Below are 17,944 nucleotides of genomic sequence, written 5' to 3'. Positions count from 1 at the left end.
GCGTGTTGGTCTGAACCAACCATGCGGTCATGCCAGGACGCCGCGCCACCCTCACCCTGCTCCTCGCCCTCCTGCTGTTCACGGTCCTCACCGGGCCGTCGGGCTCCGCCGCCGCCCACGGCGCCGGACGGCCGGTCCTGCCGCCGGCACTCTCCCGCATACCGACGCACGACCGCGTCGTCTTCCTCACGATCGACGACGGCTGGTACCGCGATCCCTCGGCGGCGGCCCTGCTGCGCGACCGGAGGGTCCCGGTCTCCCTCTTCCCGCTCCCCGGCGCCGTGGATCAGGACCCCGGCTACTTCTGGCAGTTGACCGCGGGGCGCCGGTCGGCCGTGGGCAACCACACCGTCGGCCACCCCGACCTCACCACGCTCGACCCCGCGGGGCAGCGGCGGGAGATCTGCGGGGCCCGCGACCGGCTGGCCGCCGCGTTCGGGCGGGCGCCCGTCCTGCTGCGCCCGCCGTTCGGCCGCTACGACGACACCACCCGGGCCGCCGCGCGCGCGTGCGGCGTCCGGGCGCTGGTCACCTGGACGCACGACTTCACGACCTGGGGAGACGCTCCCCCGCCGGTGCCGCGGCTGCGGCGCGGCGACGTGGTCCTGCTGCACTTCACCCCCACCCTGACCGCCGACCTGGGCCGCGCCCTCGACGCGGCGCGGGAGGCCGGCCTCGTCCCGGCGCCGCTCGGCGCGTACGTCCCCTGAAGCCGCCGCTCAGCCGAAGTCGGTGAGCGGCGGCCGGTGGTGGCCGCCGTCGCCCTCGGCGAAGGCCGCGAGCACGGCTCTCCGTATGCGCGGCCGCCACAGTGGTCACGCCGGCGCCGCGTCTGCCGGGCGGCCACCGAAGAGGGCCGCCGGCCCGCACGACCTCCACGTGCGCGCGGGCCGGGCTCCGTCCGTCCCGTCCGGGAGGATTCCCCGGGCGGGGCGCCGGGTCAGTGGTCGATCCGCACCTCTTCGAGGCCCAGGTACATCACGGACGGCCGGGCCGGGTTGAAGGCGATGGCCGAGATGCCGTCGTGGGCGTTGTGCGTCTTGCCGACCTTGCCCGTCCGCGCGTCATAGCGGTACAGGTCGGTGCCGTACGCCTGGAAGTACGTGCCGTACTCGAAGTACAGGACGTTCGCGTCCACGGGGCTCGGCGCCAGCAGGGTGCTGTTGGTGAGCTCGGTGTCCGGGGTGTCGTCGACGATCCGGGTGTACGTCCGGCCGCCGTCGGTGGACCGGTACAGGTGCCGGCCCTCGGCGCCCGAGCTCGGCGCGGCCTCCACGAGGTCGATGCCCAGGGCGTAGACGACGTTGCGGTCGGCCGGGGAGACGGACGCGGCGAAGAGGTTGGCCTTGCCGCCGGCCGTGGCGGACAGGCCGGTGGCGGCGGTCCAGGTGGCGCCGCCGTCGGTGGTGACCGCGCCGCCGGTCGTCATGCCGCCGGCGACCGCGTGGTCGAGGTCGGCGGGGTCGAAGGACACGGTGTAGAGGTTGGCGCCCGGGCCGAAGGCGAGCTTGCCGACCGGCTTCCAGGTGGCGCCGGCGTCCGTCGAGTCGTAAAGCTGTCCATCGCTGCCGGCGAGGCGGACGTGGTCGCGGCGCGCCTTGTCGGTGCCGACGCCGACGATGTCGGCGCTGGGCGAGGACAGCTTGGTGACGGTCTTGCCGTCGACGCGGGCCAGGTAGCCGCCGTTCTTCTCCCAGGCGAAGGCCCGGCCGCCGGTGGCGGCGGTCAGCCAGGTGGAGCCGCTGCCGAGCGTCGCGACCTTGGTCCAGGTGCAGCCGGCGTCCGTCGAGCGCTGGAGCTCGTCGTTGTGCGTGGCGAGGAGCGTGTTGGGGGTGTCCAGCGCGACCAGGCCGTGGGTGTAGCTGACGGACTTCAGGGTGCCCGTCGTCGGGACGAGGGTCGCGCCGTCGTCGGTGGTGAAGGTGACGGCGCCGTCGCCGGCGACCTTGGCGCACGAGGGGGCCCGCCACCCGGAGGTGGAGTCCGCCGCCTGGGCGGCGAGGGACGACTGGGCCAGGACGATGGTGGTGACGGCCGCGGTGACGGCCCATCCCATCCGCTTCACGATCTCTCCCTTGTGGGGCGCAGACATGAGGTTGTTGTTGACGATCAGGTTCTATCGGGGCGGAGCTCCGGAGTAGAACACGCTTGAGCGCCAATCTTCCTGTCCAGAAAGGATCTTGACGGAAGGTTTCCGGTCTGCGGGCGGGGGTTTCGTCACCGTTCCGCTCGCCGGCGTTCACCCGGGCGCCACCCGTCGGCCGTCTCGTACGCCGTCCGTCGGCCGCCCCGCCGCCCCCGCGCCCCTCCCGGCCCGGGCTCCGCGGCGCGCCGTCCGATTCACCGATGCGGCAGGCGGCCTTTACCGCTTTAGCCGACCGATCTCGGGACCGGACCCTCGGACGTTCCTCGATTTTCGATCTTGATCATGGCGGTCACGCGAGTATTACCCGTCGGTATTCTCAGCGGTCGCGACCTGCGCATACCCTTCGAGTTTCGGAAGCGCTCCCCTTCCCCGCAAGCGGTCATTGCCCTGGCCATCTATCTGACGGCCGCAGGATGCGGGAGCAGGATCACATTCAGGCGATCACCCATTGACACTCCTCATTCAGTGATCAATCATCGCCGTACAGCCCAGACACCGATACACGGCGCCTGTCGTCCCGCGTTCGTCACGCCCCGGCGACCAGTGCGGCCCGGAGGTTTGCCATGCTTGACGACGCCTCATGAAGTCGTTCATGACGGCCGGTCGTTACCGGTGCAGCAGCCGGATTCCCCCCACGCGAACGCACGCCCCCACGCGGCCCCGCTTTCCCCCTTCCCCCTCCGTACAAAGCGGTGCCGTGCCGGGCGGGTTCCCGTCCCTCCCGTCCGGCGATCCCGGGCCCCGGGCGGCGGAAGCCCGCCGCAGAACCACCTCCCCTTGAGGAGAAGCAGCCTTGCCCGCGCAGCAGACCCCCAGCGCCCCTCTCCCCCAACAGCCGTACGCGGCGCGGAAGGCGGCGGCCGGCGGGCCGCCCGCCGCCCCCGATGGCGTGTCGGCCGGCCTCGCCCGGGACCCCGCCGCGCCGGACCGCGTCCCGGCGTCGTTCGCCCAGCGACGGCTGTGGTTCCTGGCCCAACTGCCGGGCGCGAGCGAGGCGTACCACGTACCGCTCGCCTTCGACGTGCGGGGCCCCCTCGACCGCTCCGCCCTGGCCCGCGCGCTCGACGCCCTGACGGCACGCCACGAGGCCCTGCGGACTCGCCTGTTGGCGGTGGACGGCGAGGTGTTCCAGCAGGTCGACCCGGCGGACACCGGGTTCGCGCTGTCCGTGGACGACCTGTCGCGGGCCGTCGGCGCCGACGCCGAGGTGGAGCGGCGGCTGGAGCGACTGCGGAGGGAGGAGGCCGCGGCCCCCTTCGACCTGGCCCGCGGCCCGCTCGCGCGCGGCCGGCTGGTCGTCCTGGGCGAGGACCGGCACCACCTGCTGCTGACCTTCCACCACACCATTTACGACGGGTGGACGGAAGTCCTGCTGATGCGGGAACTCGGCGCCCTTTACACCGCGTTCCTGCGCGGTGCGCCCGACCCGCTGCCCCCGCTCGTCTCCGGATACCCGGATTACGCCGTGCGGCAGAAGCGGGAGTGGGAGGACGGAACGTTCGCGGAGCAGGCCGCCTATTGGACGGAATCCCTGACCGGGGCGCCGCCGCTGCTGGAACTCCCCACGGACCGGCCGCGTCCGGCGGAACAGGATTACCGCGGCGCCGAGGTACGGTTCGCTTTCGACGCGGAACTGACGGCGGCGGTGAAGTCGCTCGGCGAGCGGCAGGGCGCCAGTTTGTTCATGACCGTGCTCACCGGCTGGTCCCTGCTCCTTTCCCGGATGTCCGGGCAGCGGGATCTCGTCGTCGGGATACCCGTCGCGAACCGCCGGCGGGGCGACGTCGAGGACGTCGCCGGATTCTTCGTCAACACCCTCGCGCTGCGCGTCGACCTGTCCGGTGCACCGACGGTCGCCGAGGCGCTGGACCGCGTACGGACGGTGGCGCGGGCCGGACTCCGCCGCCAGGACCTGCCGTTCGAGCACGTGGTGGAGCTGGTGAAACCGGTGCGCAGCCCGGCGCACACCCCGCTGTTCCAGAACATGCTGGCGTGGCAGTACACGGACGGCGGCGCGCTGGACCTGACGGGCACCGAGGTGACGCCGCTGCCGCTCCCGGCGCCGGGTGCCACCTTCGACCTGACGCTGATGGCGGCGGAGAAGGACGGCCGGCTGACCGGCAGCCTGCGGTACGCCGAGGCGCTGTTCGACGAGGTGACGGCCGAGCGGTACGTCGGCCGGCTGCGGCAGGTGCTGGCGTGGATGGCGGACGGCCCGGAGCGCCCGGTGGCGGATCTGACGCTGCTCGACGGGCCGGAGCGCCGCCGGGTACTGGAGGAGTGGAACGCCACCGCCCTGCCGGGCGCCCCGGCGGGGCTGGTGGAGCGTTTCGAGGAGCAGGCCAGGACGCGCCCGGACGCGCCGGCCGTGGTGGACGGCACCGTCCGCCTCGCCTACGCGGAGCTGGACCGGCGCGCCAACCGGCTGGCCCACGCCCTGATCGCCCGGGGCGTGCGGCGCGGCCACGTCGTGGGGCTGCACGTCCGGCGGTCGGCGGAGCTCGCGGTGGGCGCCCTCGGCGTCCTCAAGGCGGGTGGGACGTGTCTGCCGCTCGACCCGGACCTGCCGCACGAGCGGCTGGCCGGCATGGTGGAGGACGCCGGTCCCGCCGTGGTGCTGAGCGGTGAGCCGGCGCCGCCCGAAGGCTGGACGGCGCTCGCCTCCGTGGCGGCGGACCGCGAGGACGCGCCCGGCGTCGCCGTCTCCCCCGACGACCTGGCGTACGTCATCTACACGTCCGGTTCGACCGGCCGTCCGAAGGGCGTGGCGGTGCCGCACCGCGCCGTCCTCAACCTGCTGGACCACTGGGTGGCACGCTGCGGCGCGCTGCCCGGCGAGCCCGCGTCGCAGTGGGCGAGCACCGGCTTCGACGTGGCCCAGCAGGAGCTGCTGCTGCCGCTGACCACCGGGGGCGTGCTGTGCCCGGTCCCGGACGAGGTGCGCCTCGACCCGGCGGCGCTGCTGGACTGGATGCGGGAGCACCGGGTGGCGCAGGCGTTCCTGCCGCCGGCCTTCGTCCGGTGGATCGACGAGGCCCCCGGCGAGCGGCTGAAGGGGCTGGCGCTACGGCAGTTGCTGACGGGAGTGGAGTCGCTGCCCGAGGGCACGCTGCACCGTCTCACCGAGGCCCTGCCGGGGCTGCGGCTGCTGTACGGCTACGGGCCGACGGAGACGACGGTGTACAGCACGGCGTACTTCACGCCCCGGCCACTGGACCGGCAGAGCCCGGTGGGCCGGCCCATCGCCAACACCCGGGTGTACGTGCTGGACGAGCGGCTGCGGCCGGTGCCGCCGGGTGTGCCGGGTGAGGTGTACGTGGCGGGGGCGGGCCTGGCCCGCGGCTATCTGGGCCGTCCGGGGCCGACAGCCGGGCGGTTCGTGGCCGACCCGTTCGTACCGGGCGGGCGGATGTACCGCACCGGCGACCTGGCCCGGTGGCTGTCGGACGGCGAACTGGAGTACGCGGGGCGCCGGGACGACCAGGTGAAGCTGCGCGGGTTCCGGATCGAGCCGGGCGAGGTGGAGGCCGCGCTGCGGGCCGAGCCGGGCGTCGGCGAGGCGGCGGTGCTGGTGGACCGCGCCGCGCGGGGCGGACCCGTCCTGGTGGCGGCCGTGGGGCGGGACGGCGCGGAGCCGCGTCCGGCGGCGGAGTGGCGGGCGGCGCTGGCCCGGCGGCTGCCGGACTACATGATCCCGCAGGTCTTCGTGGAGTTCCCGCGGCTGCCGCTGACGGCCAACGGCAAGCTCGACCGCGCGGCGGTGCTGGAGCGGGCCGCGTCGCGCGGCCCGGCCGCGGTCAACCAGGCGAGCCCGCGCGACGACATCGAACTGACGCTGTATCAGATATGGCGGAGTGTCCTGCTGCACCAGGACATCGGCGTCCGGGACGACTTCTTCGCCCTCGGCGGCACGTCGATCTCCGCCATCAAGCTGGCGCACGCGGTCCGCGAGGCGTTCGGCGTGACGCTCCAGGTGCGGGACGTCCTGCTGCACCCGACGATCGAGGCGCTGGGCGGCCTGCTCCGCGAGGGCGCAGCGGGGCGCCGCCCCGGGAGCCTGATCGAGTTCCGCGCGGGGGCCGGTGCGGCGCGGGTGGTCTGCGTTCACCCGGCCGGCGGTACGGCCTTCTGCTACCTGCCGCTTGCCGGGCTGCTGCCGGACGAGGTCGGCGTGACCGGCGTCCAGGCACCGGGCCTCAACGAGGGCGAATCGTTCCTGCCCACCGTCGAGGCGATGGCGGAGGAGTACCTGCGGCTGATCGAGCCGCTGCCCGAGGGGCCGCTGGTGCTCACCGGGCTGTCGTACGGCGGCCTGATCGCCCACGAGATGGGCCGCAGGCTGGCGGCGGCCGGCCGCACGGAGGTGAGCGTCGTGCTGCTGGACACCCACGGCACCGACGACCCCGCCGAGCGGGCCGCGATCGAGCCGGTGGAGCTCGCCGAGTTCCGCGACAAGCTCGTCCGCTTCAACGGGATGTACCCGGGCATCGACGACGAGCAGATCGAGCGGTACTTCCAGGTCTACAACCACAGCCGGCTGACGACGCGCGACTACGAGGTCCCGCCGACGGCCGCCCGCACGGTGCTGCTCCAGGCCGAGGGCCCGGAGGACGACCGGGTGGCGCCCGGACAGCTGGCCCGCCAGCGGGAGTTCTGGACCCGTCGGACCGGCGCGGACCTGACCGTCGAGCCGCTCGCGTGCGGCCACTGGGACGTGCTGGAGGGCGGCGGCGTGACCCGCGTGGCCGCGCTGATCGAGGCCGAGCTGTCCCGCCTCCCGGCGTCCCCCGCCGCCGTCCCCACCCCCCGTACCGCCCCGGCGCAGGAGACACGATGACGAACATCCCCCTCGGCCTGGCCCGGAGCGTCCTCGACCGGGCCCGCCGCACCCCGTCCGCCCCCGCCGTGGTGGAGGGCGACCACATCCTCGACTACGCCGCGCTCGACGCCGGTTCCGCCGCCGTCGCCCGCGCCCTGCGCGCCCACGGGGTGCGGCCGGGGCAGGCGGTGGCCGTGGCGCTGCCGCGCTCGGCGCGACTGGTCCGGGTGATGCTGGGCGTGCTGCGGCTGGGCGCGGTGGTGGTCCCGCTGGACGCGCAGAGCCCGGCCGGCCGGCAGCGGCACATCCTCGCCGACTCGGGCGCCACCGTCGTGGTGCATGACGGGACGCCGCCCGCCGGCGCGGGCGAGGGCGTCACCCCGCTGGAGGCGGCGGCCCTGGAAGCCGGCCCGGCGATGGATGACGAGCAGCCGGACGAGCCGGCGGCCGACCCGTCCGGCACGGCGTTCGTCTTCTACACCTCGGGCACCACCGGCCTCCCCAAGGGCGTGGAGGTGCCGGACGCCGGGATCCTGCGGCTGGCCCGGCCGGGCTGGCTGCGGCCCGGCGGCCCGAAGCGGCACGCCTGGCTGGCCAACCCGGCGTTCGACGCGCTGAGCTTCGAGGTGTGGGTGCCGCTGCTGACCGGCGGCTGCTGCGTGGTGATCGACGACGCGACGGCGCAGTCGCCCGAGCTGCTGGACGCCGCGCTGCGCGACGCCCGGGTCGACACCCTGTTCGTCACCACGGCCCTGTTCAACGCCGTGGCCGACACCGTCCCCGACTGCTTCTCCGGGATCGGCGAGGTGCTGATCGGCGGTGAGAAGCTCACCCCGCGCGTCATCCGCGACTGGTACCGCGCCAACCCCGGCAGCGCCACGACGCTCTACAACGTGTACGGGCCGACGGAGTGCGCGACGTTCGCGCTGATCCACCCGATCCCGCGCGACTTCGACGGCGACGCGGTGCCGATCGGCCGCCCGCTGCCGGGCACCGGCACGCTGGCCGTGGCCGACGACCGCCCGGCCGCCCCGGGCGAGCTGGCCGAACTCCTGCTCTCCGGCGAGGGGTTGGCAGCCGGTTACCGCAACCGTCCCGAGGAGACCGCCCGCGCGTTCGTCCGCCTGCCGTGGCACGACGGCGGCCGGGAGCGGTACTACCGCACCGGCGACCTCGTCCGGCTGGACGACGACGGGCTCGTCACCTACGTCGGGCGCGCGGACCGGCAGGTGAAGGTGCGGGGCTTCCGCATCGAGCCCGGCGAGCTGGAGCAGCGGATCACCGCCCATCCGTCCGTCCGCCGCGCCCATGTGTGCGCCCGGCCCGACGCGGCCGGGGTGCTGGAGCTGCTGGCGTTCGTGGTGCCGGACGAGGGGCTGGCGTACGAGGAGTTCGACCGCCATCTGTCCGCGGCCCTGCCGCCGTACATGCGCCCGCACCACCTCTACCGGGTGGCGGCCCTGCCGCGGAACGCCAACGGCAAGGTCGACGAGGCCGCGCTGCTCGCGGGCGCCGAGGAGCCGTGGCGCCCCGAACGCGCGGTCGGCGCCGACGAGGTGACGGCGTGGCAGCGCGAGGTGCTGGACCTGGCCGAGGACGTGCTGGGTGTCACCGGCCTGCGGCCGGGCGACCGCTGGATCGCCAGTGGCGGCGACTCGCTCAAGGCGCTGCGGCTGCGCTTCGAGGCGCGCCGCCGCTGGGGCTGTGAGCCGCCGCGCGCGGCCGTGGTCGAGGGTGACTTCGCGTCCCTGGCCGCCGCCCTCGCCGCCCTGCGCGACGGCGCCCCGGCCGCGTACCCGCCGGTGCCCGCGCCGACGAACGCCCTCACCGCGCCCGCGACCTCGGAGCAGCAGCGGCTGTGGCTGCTCCAGCAGCGGGACCCGGACTCCCGCGCGTACCACGTCGGCATGGCCTTCCGGCTGGACGGCGCCGTGGACACCGGCGCGCTCCGCGAGGCGCTGCGCCGGCTGGTGGCCCGCCATCCCGCGCTGCGTACGGCCTTCGTCCCCGCGGCCGAGGGCCTGCGGCAGGAGGTCGGCGCGCCCTACGACCCGTGGGTGACCGGCACGGACACCGGGGACGAGGCGCAACGCCGTTTCCTCACCGCGCCGTTCGACCTGGCCCGGCCCGAGATGTTCCACACCCGCTGGCTTCCGGACGGCGACGGCGGCGGGACGCTGCTGCTGCGGCTGCACCACATCGCGATCGACGGCTGGTCGCTGAACGTGCTGTTCGAGGAGGTGTCCGCGGCGTACGCGGCCCTGGTGTCCGGCGCGGAGCCCGAGGAGCCGGCCGCCGTGCCCACGCCGCTGGACTTCGCCGGGTGGCAGGCCGCCTGGTTCGCTACGCCCGGCTACGCCGAGCAGCGGGCCGCGCTGCGCGCACGCCTGGACGGCGTCGAGGAGGCGGAACCGGCCCTGCCGTCCCTCCCCCGGCCGGCGGAGCCGGGGCGGCTGCTGCGCACCACGCTCGACGGCGAGCGGCGCGCGGTACTCGACCGGCTCTGCGCCGACCTGGGGCTCACCCGCTTCCAGCTGCTGCTGGGCGTGTACGCGTGGAGCCTGTACGGGGTGGCGGGCCGGACCCGGCCGCGGCTGGCGGGCCCGGTGGCCAACCGGCCGGTGCGGGAGTTCGCGGACAGCGTCGGCATGTTCGCCAACACCGTGCCGCTGCCCGTCGAGGTGGCGCCGCGCGAGAGTCTGCGCGGTCAACTGCTGCGCCAGGGCGGGCTGGTGCGGGAAGTGCTGGAGCGGCAGGACGTGGCGTTCGCCGACGTCCTGGCCGACCGGCCGGCCAGCCCGGACGGGCCGCCCTTCGACTTCCTGTTCGTCCTGGAGAACACGGACTTCTCCGCGCTGTCCCTGCCGGGCGTCACGGCCCGTCCGCTGTGGCCGGCGCCCGCGGACGCCAAGTGCCCGATGACGCTGTCCGTCGTGGAGCGCCGCGACGGCCTGGACTGTCTGTGGGAGTACGCGGCCGACCACTTCACGGCCGACGAGGTCGCCGCCATGGACGGCCTGTTCCGGCGGGGCCTGGACGCGCTCGCCGAGGGCGGCGACACGACCCCGGCCGAGCTGGTGGCCGGCTACCGGCGCGCCCTGCCGGAGCCCGGCCGGGGCCCGGCGGCCGAGCCGGCGTTCGCCACGGTGGCCGAGGGCTTCGCCCGCCAGGTGCGCCGCACCCCGGAGGCGACGGCGGTGGTGACGCCGGAGGGACGGGAGATCCGCTACGCCGAACTCGCGGCGTACGCTGAGGGGTTGGCCCTCGAGATCAGGGACCGGCACCCACTGCCGCCCGCCTACCGTCCGGCGAGCGTCGCCCTGTACCTGGAGCCGTCGGCCGAGCACGTGGTGGCGCTCCTCGCGCTGGCCCGGCTCGGGGTGACCGCCGTCCCGCTGGACCCGGCGTACCCGCCCGAGTTGCTCCGGCAGGTGCTGGACCAGGCGGCGCCGCTGTGCGTACTGGTCCCGCCGGGCGGCGCCCCCGCGCTCGACGCCATCGCCCCGGAGGGGCTGCCGCGCCACCCGGTGGTGCTGTCGGCGGCCCCGGACGGCACGGACCTCCCGGAGAACCCGGGCACTCGCCCGCTGTACACCCTCTTCACCTCCGGCTCCACGGGCCGCCCCAAGGGTGTCCAGGTGCCCGACGCGACGCTGTGCAACCTGCTGTGCTGGCAGGAGACGGACGGCGGGCTCGCGGGGTCCGCGGTCACCCAGCAGTTCTCGATGCTGTCGTTCGACGTGTCGTTCCAGGAGATCTTCACCACCCTCACCGGCGGCGGCCGGCTGCACCTGGTCCGGCCCGGCTGGCGGCGCGACGCGCCCGCGCTGCTGGAGCAGTTGGAGACGGCCGGCGTCGAGCGCCTCTTCCTCCCTTACGTGGCCCTCCAGTTGCTCGCCGAGCACGGGGTGCGGCTGGGCCGCTTCCCGTCCCGGCTGCGCGAAGTGGTCACGGCGGGCGAGCAGTTGCTGTGCACCGACGCCATCCGCAGCTGGTTCGCTGGACTGCCGGGCGCCCGGCTGTTCAACCACTACGGGCCGACCGAGACGCACGTCGTCAGCGGGCTGTGCCTGGACGGCGACCCGGCCGGCTGGCCGTCCCGCCCGGCGATCGGCCGCCCGGTGGCGGGCGCGGTGCTGCGGGTGGTGGACGCGGCGGGCGAGCCGGTGCCGCCGGGCTGCCCGGGCAGCCTGCTGATCGGCGGCCCGATGGCCGCGCCCTGCTACCTGGGCGACGACGACCTCAACGCCGCCCGGTTCACCGAGGTCCCCGGGGAGGGGCTGTTCTACCGCAGCGGCGACCGGGCGGCCTTCGACCGGCGGGGGCTGCTGCACTACCTGGGCCGCGAGGACCAGCAGGTGAAGCTGAGCGGTCACCGGCTGGAGCTGGGGCAGGTGGAGGCGGCGCTGCTGCGCCACCCGGCCGTCGTCAACGCGGTCGTGGCGCAGGACGGCGGGCGCCTGGTGGCGTCCCTCCAGTGCCACGGCGAGCCGCCGGCCGCCGACGACCTGACGAGGCATCTGGCCGGGCTGCTGCCCGCGCACGTGCGGGTGGACCGCTTCCGCGTCGTGGAGGCGCTGCCGCTGACGCCCAGCGGCAAGCTGGACCGCCGCCGGGCCCTGGCGGCGCCGGGGACGGACCTGCGCCCGGGACGTGCCTCCGGGCCGGCGCCGACGCCGCTGGAGGCGCGGATCTCGCGGCTGCTGGAGGAGGTGCTGGGCCGTCCGGTCGGCCCGGACGAGCGCTTCTTCGACGCCGGGGCGTCCAGCCTCGACCTGATGCGCTTCCACCTGCGCTGCACCGGCGAGCCTGGGCTGCGGTTCTCGATCCCCGACCTGTTCGAGCACGTCTCCGTCCGGCGGCTGGCCCGCTTCCTGGAGGCGGACGGGGCGCCGGACTCTCCCGCCGTCGCGGGGGACGCGGCGCCGGGCTCTCCCGCCGTCGCGGAGGACCGTCCCGCCGCCGACGAGCCGATCGCCGTCGTCGGCATGGCCGTCCGGCTGCCCGGCGCGGACGACCTGGCCGCCTTCTGGGACCTGGTCCGCGAGGGCCGGCGCGGCATCGAGACCTTCGAGGCGGCCGACGGACTCGTGGGCGCGCGCAGCCAGTTGTCGGGCCCGCTGGACTTCGACCCGGAGCACTTCGGCATCAGCCGCCAGGAGGCCCGGCTGATGGACCCGCAGCAGCGCCATCTGCTGATGGCGTCGGTACAGGCGCTGGCCCACGCCGGGATCACCGGCGACACGGGAGCGCGGCGCACCGGCATCGTCGCCGGCTGCGGGGAGAACACCTACTTCCAGACCCTGCTGCGGGACGCCGACCCGGCCGCGCTGCCGGACGCGTTCCGGCTGGCCCAGCACCACGACAAGGACTTCCTGACCACCAAGGTCGCCTACCACCTGGGGCTGACCGGCCCGGCGTTCACCGTGCAGGCGGCGTGCTCCAGTTCGCTGCTCGCGGTGCACGTCGCCGCCGGGCTGCTGCGCCAGGGGGACGCGGAGGTGATGCTGGCCGGCGGTGTCCTCGTCGACCCGACGCTCACCGGCGGCTACCGCTACCAGTCGCAGCACATCTTCTCCCCCGACGGGCACTGCCGCCCCTTCAGCGACGACGCGGCCGGGACGGTCGGCGCGAGCGGTGTCGGCGTGGTGGTGCTCAAGCCGCTGCGGCTGGCCCGGCGGGACGGTGACACCGTGTACGCCGTGGTGACCGGCTCGGCCGTCAACAACGACGGCGCGGACAAGATGAGTTACAGCGCGCCGTCGCTCGCCGGGCAGCGCGAGGTGATCCGTACCGCGCTGCGGCGCAGCGGCCGGACCGCCGCCGACCTCGGCTACGTCGAGGCGCACGGCACCGGCACCCGGCTCGGCGACCCCATAGAGGTGGGCGCGCTGCGGCAGGCGTACGGCCTGGCGGAGCCGGGCCGGTGCGCGCTGTCGTCGGTGAAGAGCCAGCTGGGCCACCTGGGGGCCGCGGCGGGCGTCGTCGGTCTCGTCCGGGCGGCGCTCGCCGTGCACCACGGGATCGTCCCGCCGACCGTCGGCTTCCGGCGGCTCAACCCGCAGATCGCCGACGAGCGGCTGCCGTTCAGGATCCCGACGGCGGCGGAGCCCTGGCCCGCGGACCGGCCGCGGGTCGCGGCGGTGAGCAGCTTCGGCATCGGCGGCACCAACACCCACGTCGTCCTGGAGGCCGTCGAACCGGCCGCCCGCGACGCGGCCGGGCCGGCCGTGCCCGTCCTGCCGCTGTCCAGCGGCAGCGAGGCCGGGCTGCGCGCCGACGCGGCCCGGATCGCCGACTACCTGGAGGCGCGCCCGGAGGCGTACGGGCGGGTGCTGCGGCACCTCCAGGCCGGGCGGCCGGCCCACCGGTGGCGGGCGGCGGCGGTGTGCGCCGACGCGGCGGAGGCGGTGGCCTGGCTGCGGACGGTGACCGGCGGCACGGCCGTGACGGCGGACGGCACGGCCGTCGACGCCGTGGGCCGGACGGCCGGGGAACTGGCCGCCGCCTGGCGGGCCGGTACGGACGTCCGCTGGCCGGCGGGCCCGGCGCAGGCGCCCTGGGACTTCCCGCCGCCCGCCTTCGACCTGGCCCGCTACGAGGTCGAACGGGCCGCCCCCGCACAGGAGACGGCCCCCGCACCGGAGCCCTCCTGGCCCGAACGCCTGCCGGAGGCGGAGTGGCTGCGCCAGCCGCACTGGGTGCGGCGGCACCACGCGGCGGCGGACCCGGCGTCCCGCGTCGCCGGCACCCTCGTCGTCCTGACGGACGGCCCCCTCCCGGACGGCACGCTGCGCCCGTTCGAGGCGGCGTACGAGCGGGTGGCGCACGTCCGGGCCGCGGCGGCCTTCGCCCGCGTGGGCGCGGACCGGTACGAGGCCGACCCGGCCGACCCGGCGTCGCTGCGGCTGGTGTTCGACGCGCTCGGTGCCTCCGGGGCGGAGACGGTCGACTGGCTGCACGCGCTGCCGCTCGCCGTCGAAGGCCCCGTCGGCGAGGAGTCGCTGGACCGCGCCCGGTGGGCCTGTCTCGACACGCCCGCCGCGCTGCTCCGGGCCGCCGCCGAGCTGCCCGCCGGGACGCGGCTGCGCCCGTGGTGGCTGTCGTACGGCGCCCAGCCCGTCGAGGGCCCGGTCACCCGGCCCGAACTCGGCCTGCTGGCGGGCGCGGCGGAGGTCGTGCCGCAGGAGTGCGGCGTCGACGGCCGCTGGCTGGACCTGCCGGGCCGCGCCCCGGCCGACTGGGCGGCGCTGCCCGCGCTGCTGGCCGAGGCGGACGCGGCGGACGAGACGGACACAGCCGTGGAGCTGCCGCGCCGGCTGGCGCTGCGGCAGGGCTATTGGTGGCGGCAGGCGCTGCTGCCGGTGCCCGCGCCCGCCCCGGTGGCGGCGCCGGCGCGGCCGGTGGGCCCGGGGACGTACCTGGTGCTCGGCGGGACGGGCGGCATCGGCCGCAGCGTCGCCGCCTGGCTGCTGGAGCACGCCGACTGCCGGGTCGTGCTGCTGGCCCGCCGCGCGGAGCTGCCGGAGGAGCTGGCGCCCTGGGCCGACCGCGTCGATCTGCTGGAGGCGGACCTCGCGACGGCGGCACTGGAGGCGGTGCTCGACCGGATCACCACCCGTGTCGACGGCGTGGTGCACGCGGCGGGCGTGGCCGCGGGCGGCCTGCTGGTCCGGCGTGACGCGGAGGCGGCGCGCCGGGCGTCGGCGGCCAAGCTGCGCGGCGCGCTCCTGGTGGAGCGGCTGATCGAGCGCGACCGGCCCGCGTTCGCCGTCTACTGCTCGTCGATGGCGGCGCAGTTCGGCGGCGTCGGCCAGTTCGACTACGCCGCCGCCAACGGCCTGCTGGACGGGTTCGCCCGGTACCAGGGGGACGGGAGCACGCTGCGGATCGGCGTCGACTGGGACGTGTGGAGCGAGACCGGCATGGCGCTGGGCGCCCTGCACGCCGACGCCCGCCACCAGGCGCATTTGGCGGTGGGGCTGACGGTGAAGGAGGGTCAGCGGCTGTTCGCCGACGCCCTGCGGCTGCGGCTGCCCCAGCTCCTGGTGTCCACCACGGATCCCGAGGAAGCGCGCGTCTTCTACGCGCCGCCGCCGGGCGGGGACCGGCCGGCGGCGCCCGAGGCGACGGTGGCCCCGGCCGCCGCCGAGCGGCTCGCGGAGTGGCTGTGCCGCTCCCTGGGAGTGGACGAGCTCAACCCGGAGGCGTCGCTCTACGACCACGGCGCCGACTCGCTCACCCTCCTCGACCTCATCAGCACGGTCGAGGACGAGTACGGCGTCGAGCTCGAACTGTCGCGGCTGAGCCACCGGGTGAGCCTGACGGAGGTGCTGGCGCACCTCGCGGCGGCCACCGGCGCTTCCGGTGCCCCCTCCGACGAGGTGCCGCTGGACGTCTGGCAGGAGGGTGCGGGCGGCGACGTGCTGTGCCTCGTCCATCCGGTCGGCGGCGACGTCCAGGCGTACCGCGAGCTGGTGTCGGCCCTCGATCCCCGGCTGACGGTCTGTCTGATCAGCGACCCGGGCCTGCGCGGCGCGGAGGCCCCGGACTGGACGGTCGCCGAGCGCGCGGACCGCTACCTCGCGGCCCTGCGCCGGCGCTTCCCCCGGGACGCCTGGCGCTGGCGGCTGGCCGGCTGGTCGTTCGGGGCGTGGGTGGCCCAGGCGATGGCGGCCGGGGCGGAGGCGGCCGACGGGCCGGTCGCGGAGCTGTACCTGCTCGACCCGCCGCCGCCCGGCGCCGGGAAGGACGTACTCGGCTACGACGAGGGGCAGTTGGAGCGGCTGTTCGCCCGGGAGCTGGCCGAGGCCGGCTCCGGTGCCCCGGCGGGTCCGGAGGCCCGGGCGTACGCCGAGCGGCTGGCGCGCTGCTGCCGCGCCAACCTGGCCGGCATGGCGGCCCACGAGCCGCCGCCGCTGCCCGGCACGCCGGTGCGGCTGTGGCTCGCGGACCGGGCGGAGTCCGGGCTGCCGTCCCGAGTTCCGGCCCAGGAGCAACGGCGGTTGTGGGCAGGGCGGTTGCCGCTGCTGGCGGAGGCGCGGTGCCTGGACACCACGCACTACGGGATCGTCCGGGCGCCGCACGTGACGGCGGTCGCCGAGGCCGTCAACGCGGCGTGCGTCCCGGCGCCGGAGCCGCCCGCCCGTATCTGACCGCCCGCCCCTCACCGACCACCACACGGACGAACCGAGGCCGAGACAACACCCCATGAATCCCTATCAGACACTTCCGTCCCGCTCCTTCTGGCGGCCCGCGGTCGCCGAGCCCGCGTGGGCGGACATCGACGGCCTGTGGACGCCGAAGTTCGCCATCGGCCAGGACGACGTCCTCCTCACGGCCGGGTCCTGCTTCGCCCGGCACATCGGCCGCGCCCTGCGCGACCGGGGCATGAACTGGCGCGACACCGAGCTCGCGCCGCCCGGCCTGACGCCGGAGCAGCGCCGCGACCGCCACTTCGGCGTGTTCTCCTTCCGCACCGGCAACATCTACACCGCCGCCGTGCTGCGCCAGTGGTTCGCGTGGGCGCTGGGCGCGGAGGAGCCGCCCGAGGAGGTCTGGCAGGAGGACGGGCGCTTCCACGACCCCTGCCGCCCGGCGGTCGAACCGGCCGGGTACGCCTCCGCCGAGGAGCTGTTCGCCGCGCGGGCGGCGACGCTCGCCGCGGTCCGCGAGGGCCTCGCCGAGGCGGACTGCCTGATCTTCACACTGGGCCTGACCGAGGCGTGGCGCGACCGCGACAGCGGCACGGTCCACCCGGTCTGCCCGGGCACCCTGCGCGGCACCTTCGATCCCGCGCGGCACGTCTTCCACAACTTCACCTTCGACGAGGTGCGCCGGGACCTGACCGCCGCCCTGGAGCTGGCCCGGTCCGTCAACCCCGGGCTGAAGGTGCTGCTCACCGTCTCGCCGGTGCCGCTCACGGCGACCGCGACCGGCGGGCACGCCCTCACCGCCACCACGTACTCGAAGTCGGTCCTGCGGGCCGTCGCCGGCCAACTCGCCGCCGAGCACCCGCACATCGACTACTTCCCGTCGTACGAGATCGTCACCGGCACTCCGTTCCGCGGCGCGTTCTTCGAGCCGAACCTGCGGACGGTGACGCCGGAGGGCGTCGCCTTCGTGATGGACCGGTTCTTCGGCGCGCTCGAAAGGCGCCCGTCTTCTGATACCGCCGTACCGGCCCCCGACCGCTCCCCCGCCCAGCCCACCGCCGGAGAGGACTTCGAGTGTGACGACGCCGTACTCGACTACTACAGCCCCCGCTAGGCCGGCCGCCGCCCGCTTCCTGCTGCTGGGCGACTCCCACGCCGGTCCGGTCGGCCGGGCCGCGGCGGCCGCCCGCGTCCCGTTCGCGGGCGGGCCCATCGGCTCGGGACGGGACTTCACCGCCGGCTTCTACGACCTGCGCGGGAACGACGTCGTCTTCCGCGACGCGGAGACGGAAACGCGTTACCGCTCGTTCCTCGACGAGCTGGGCGTCGCGGGCCTGGACCGGCTGACCGTGCCGCTGGTGTGCACGTTCGGCTTCAGCGCCCACTTCGTCGCGACGACCGAGAACTGGCGGATCTACCGCACCCGCGGCGGCGCCTTCCCGCCGGGCTTCCTCGACAGCCCGCTGTTCGACGCGCTCGTCCGGGCGGGCGTCCGCGACGCGCTGGCGTTCTACGCCCACGCCCGCGGCCTCGGCCTGCGGGTGCTGGCGGTGATGCCGCCGCAGCGGGTGCCCGGCATGTCGGACCGCGAGGTGTTCATGGCGGCGCAGGAGCGCGTCCGCCAAGCCGTCGCCGAGCTGGGCGTGGAGGTCGTGGACCTGCGCGCCCGCACCACCGACGCGTCGGGCATGCAGCGGCCCGAGCTGTGCGAGAAGGACGACATCATCCACGGCAACCTCGCCTTCGGCCGCGTCATCCTCGCCGAACTCCTCGACCGCGGGCTCTGAAAGCCCCCCACCCCTACCGCGACGCAGTACAGGAAAG

At 75.6% G+C, this 17,944-nt stretch carries 6 protein-coding genes; 5 read left to right on the top strand and 1 reads right to left on the bottom strand.

Annotated features, from left to right (window positions below):
• The first annotated feature begins 29 nt into the window (after window positions 1-29).
• On the top strand, window positions 30-710 hold the full coding sequence (locus tag K7I03_RS32640; protein WP_185943127.1) for a polysaccharide deacetylase family protein: 681 nt from the start codon (window positions 30-32) through the stop codon (window positions 708-710).
• Window positions 711-940: 230 nt separating this feature from the next.
• Here the strand turns inward: K7I03_RS32640 and K7I03_RS32635 are convergent, their stop codons facing one another.
• Window positions 941-2,056 (bottom strand): WD40/YVTN/BNR-like repeat-containing protein, encoded by a 1,116-nt coding sequence (locus tag K7I03_RS32635; protein ID WP_185943188.1) that lies wholly within the window; start codon window positions 2,054-2,056, stop codon window positions 941-943.
• Between the two features lie 883 nt (window positions 2,057-2,939).
• Between K7I03_RS32635 and K7I03_RS32630 the strand changes: the two genes are divergently transcribed.
• From K7I03_RS32630 to K7I03_RS32615, 4 genes are read left to right on the top strand one after another with little or no spacing between them, the layout of a single operon-like run.
• On the top strand, window positions 2,940-6,983 hold the full coding sequence (locus tag K7I03_RS32630; protein WP_185943128.1) for a non-ribosomal peptide synthetase: 4,044 nt from the start codon (window positions 2,940-2,942) through the stop codon (window positions 6,981-6,983).
• A complete protein-coding gene (locus K7I03_RS32625; RefSeq protein WP_185943129.1) occupies window positions 6,980-16,120 on the top strand; it encodes a non-ribosomal peptide synthetase in 9,141 nt (3,046 codons plus the stop codon). The genes K7I03_RS32630 and K7I03_RS32625 overlap by 4 nt, the downstream gene beginning before the upstream one ends.
• Window positions 16,121-16,175: 55 nt before the next feature.
• Entirely contained in the window at window positions 16,176-17,234 is a 1,059-nt protein-coding gene (locus K7I03_RS32620; RefSeq protein ID WP_185943130.1) for a GSCFA domain-containing protein, read from the top strand.
• Window positions 17,197-17,907, top strand: a complete 711-nt coding sequence (locus tag K7I03_RS32615; protein WP_185943131.1) for an SGNH/GDSL hydrolase family protein — start codon at window positions 17,197-17,199, stop codon at window positions 17,905-17,907. Before K7I03_RS32620 ends, K7I03_RS32615 begins: the two co-directional genes overlap by 38 nt.
• Window positions 17,908-17,944 lie beyond the last annotated feature (37 nt).

Source organism: Streptomyces mobaraensis (assembly GCF_020099395.1).
GTDB lineage: Bacteria > Actinomycetota > Actinomycetes > Streptomycetales > Streptomycetaceae > Streptomyces.
This window is presented reverse-complemented; position numbering and strand designations above follow the sequence as displayed.

Excerpts from the sequence above, each read along its gene's own strand:
- K7I03_RS32640 (WP_185943127.1), top strand. The coding sequence starts at position 30 with ATGCCAGGACGCCGCGCCACCCTCACCCTGCTCCTCGCCCTCCTGCTG.
- K7I03_RS32635 (WP_185943188.1), bottom strand. The coding sequence starts at position 2,056 with ATGGGATGGGCCGTCACCGCGGCCGTCACCACCATCGTCCTGGCCCAG.
- K7I03_RS32625 (WP_185943129.1), top strand. The coding sequence starts at position 6,980 with ATGACGAACATCCCCCTCGGCCTGGCCCGGAGCGTCCTCGACCGGGCC.
- K7I03_RS32620 (WP_185943130.1), top strand. The coding sequence starts at position 16,176 with ATGAATCCCTATCAGACACTTCCGTCCCGCTCCTTCTGGCGGCCCGCG.